The sequence below is a fragment of the Erwinia sp. genome (genome assembly GCF_031978025.1).
Lineage (GTDB): Bacteria > Pseudomonadota > Gammaproteobacteria > Enterobacterales > Enterobacteriaceae > Erwinia.
The window spans coordinates 1-2,956 of record NZ_DALZCD010000388.1; the positions used below are offsets into that span (position 1 = coordinate 1).

Genomic DNA, 2,956 nt, shown 5'->3' on the forward strand with positions numbered 1-2,956 from the left:
TCCTCTCTGGCGCAGGTATGTAAATATGCCAACCGTGTCAGCTATCAGGTGTTAAACCAGCACTCGCCGCGCCTGACTCGCGGGCTGCCGGAGCGCGAAGACAGCCTGGAAGAGTCCTACTGGGAAAGATAAGACGGGCTGCCTCTTTCAGAGAGGCCGCTTTTTCAGAGCGGACACGGTTGCGGCGCGCTTTCCTTTTCGGCCAGCAGAATATTCAGCATGCTGTTGGCAATTTCCCGTTCGCCCATGACGACCTGATTAGCGCCGCGTTCGGTAATATAATTCACTTCTTCGTCATGATGCGCCCGTGCCAGAATCTCAATTGATGGCCGCCTCACCCGTGCAGCGGTAACGATCTCTCCGGCCTCAAAGCCGTTCGGAATAGTCAGCAGTAACCAGCGAGCGCAGTCCAGACGCGCCAGCTCCATGGTTTCCGTACGCGCAGCGTTGCCCAACACGGCACTTATCCCTTGTGCTCTTAGGGCTTCCACCCGCGTACGGCTGTTCTCCACCACTACAATCGGCACGCCGTTTTCTATCAGTTTCCTGCCCAACAGGCTACCGACACGGCCAAAGCCAACAATAATCGCATGATGACAGAAATCGACCGGGAGTTGCTTTTCCTCCGTCATCGCGGTGGCTGAGCGTTCTGCTTCGGCCTCTTTTTTACCCAGGTAACGCTGCAGCAGCGCAAAAAGAAGCGGATTAAGCATGATGGAGAGGATAGCCCCTGCCAGCACCAGATTGCGGCCTTCCTCAGGCAGTAGCTTTAGCGAAATGCCTAATCCGGCAAGGATAAACGCAAATTCGCCGATCTGCGCCAGGCTCACCGAAATAGTCAGCGCGGTACGGCGGGAGTAGCCGAACAGCAGCACCAGTACCAACGCGGCCAGCGACTTGCCCAGCACGATAATAGCCAGCACGCCTGCAACGGCCAGCGGTTGGTCCAGCAGAACCATCGGGTCGAACAGCATGCCAACGGAAACGAAAAAAAGCACTGCAAAGGCATCGCGTAGCGGCAGCGTATCGTGCGCAGCACGATGGCTCAACTCGGACTCGTTCAGCACCATGCCCGCGAAAAAAGCGCCGAGCGCGAAGGAAACGTCAAAAAATTCCACCGCGCCGAAAGCGATGCCGAGCGCCAGTGCCAGCACGGCCAGGGTAAAAAGCTCTCGGGAGCCGGTCGCGGCGCTGCGGGCAAGGATCCAGGGTACCGCACGTCGACCCACCACCATCATTAACACCATAAAGGCCACGACTTTACCGATGGTGATCAGCAAATCGATCAGCAGCATACTTACGCTGGCGTTGCCTTGTTCAAACATGCCTGCAATAGCCGGGAGCAGCACCAGTGCCAGCACCATCACCAGGTCTTCCACAATCAGCCAGCCGATAGCGATTTGTCCCCGCTTGCTGTCGATAAGCTGTCGCTCTTCCAGTGCGCGCAGCAGCACCACGGTGCTGGCCGTGGAAAGACAAAGGCCGAAGACCAGACCGGTCATCCATGGCCAGCCCAGCACGGAAGAAAGGATCATTCCCAGCAGCGTGGCGACGGCGATTTGCGCCACGGCCCCGGGGATGGCGATTGCTTTAACCGCCATCAGATCCTTCAGCGAAAAATGCAGGCCGACGCCGAACATCAGCAGTACCACGCCCAGCTCTGCCAACTCCGGGGCCAGGTTGGTATCAGCAACAAAACCGGGCGTAAAGGGGCCAGCCAGCACGCCCGCGACCAGGTATCCCACCAGTGGAGAGATGCGCAGTCGGTTCGCCAGCATCCCCAGGAGAAAAGCGAGCACAAGCCCGCCGACAATGGTAGTGATAAGCGGGGTGGTGTGGTGCATGCTTCTCTCCTTGCCAGTGCAAATGTATCCGAATGTAAGCTTAAAGTGTATGGTATACCTGCCTGTCCCGCGTACTCCATCCAGGTAAAGATGTGAAAAAAAGGCATGGTGGCCAAAAAAAGCCGCACCGTTTTATTTTTAACAGTTAAGTGACGGCCGGGCCGGGCGCCTGTTGTCTTTGCGCCACCAGCCACGCAATTATTTCAGAGGAAGCAGGCGACATTCCTGCCGTAATGTTGTACGGAATCCCGATAAACAGGGGGCGCACGCAGCAACCCTACAGATTCACCCGTCATCTTACCGTTACGCCTGCTGTGATAACCTGCCATTCACCCGGTGGCAGACGGCCCCGCTTGCCATTCGTCGCGCCTGGTGTAGATTGCTGAAGACAGCCTTATAAGTGCTGAAACAAGGAGATCCGCTGTGCTTTTATTGAAAAAAAACTCGCTGACGCTGTTGGCTTTAGCTTTACTCAGCGCGCCCATCGCCGCACAGGCCTGGGTTAAAGACCGAGTCTATAAATTCACCGTACTGCATACCAACGATCATCATGGTCGCTTCTGGCAAAACGAACACGATGAATATGGGCTGGCTGCACAAAAAACCATGATGGATCAGATCCGCTACGATGTGCAGGCACACGGCGGCGCGGTACTGATCCTCTCAGGCGGCGATATCAATACCGGCGTACCGGAATCGGATCTGCAGGATGCTGAACCCGATTTTCGCGGCATGAACCTGATTGGTTATGATGCGATGGCCATTGGCAATCACGAGTTTGATAATCCACTCTCCGTGCTGCGCCAACAGCAGAAGTGGGCGAAATTCCCGCTGCTTTCCGCCAATATCTATCAAAAAAGCACGGGCAAGCGCCTCTTCCAGCCCTATGCGCTGTTCAACCGTATGGGTCTGAAAATTGCGGTGATCGGGCTGACGACGGACGATACAGCTAAGATTGGCAACCCGGAAAATTTTACCGACATCGCTTTTCATAAACCGGCCACGGAAGCGAAGGCAGTGGTGGAAACGCTGCGTCAGCAGGAGAAGCCAGACGTGATTATTGCGGCGACGCATATGCGCCATTACGACTATGGCAATCTCGGCTCCAATGT

The 2,956-nt window shown here is 56.0% G+C and carries 2 protein-coding genes and 1 pseudogene; 2 read left to right on the forward strand and 1 reads right to left on the reverse strand.

All coding sequences use genetic code 11. The annotated features are described in order from the left end of the window. Positions 1-132: pseudogene (locus tag RTK32_RS20690) on the forward strand (inosine/guanosine kinase); the annotation flags it as partial. Positions 133-164: 32 nt separating this feature from the next. Here RTK32_RS20690 and ybaL read toward each other — a convergent pair. Beyond that, on the reverse strand, positions 165-1,844 hold the full coding sequence (gene ybaL, locus RTK32_RS20695) for a YbaL family putative K(+) efflux transporter (RefSeq protein WP_312047233.1): 1,680 nt from the start codon (positions 1,842-1,844) through the stop codon (positions 165-167). Positions 1,845-2,300: 456 nt separating this feature from the next. Here ybaL and RTK32_RS20700 point away from each other — a divergent pair. Then, on the forward strand, positions 2,301-2,956 hold a 656-nt coding region (locus tag RTK32_RS20700; RefSeq protein WP_409451121.1), incomplete at its 3' end, for a metallophosphoesterase.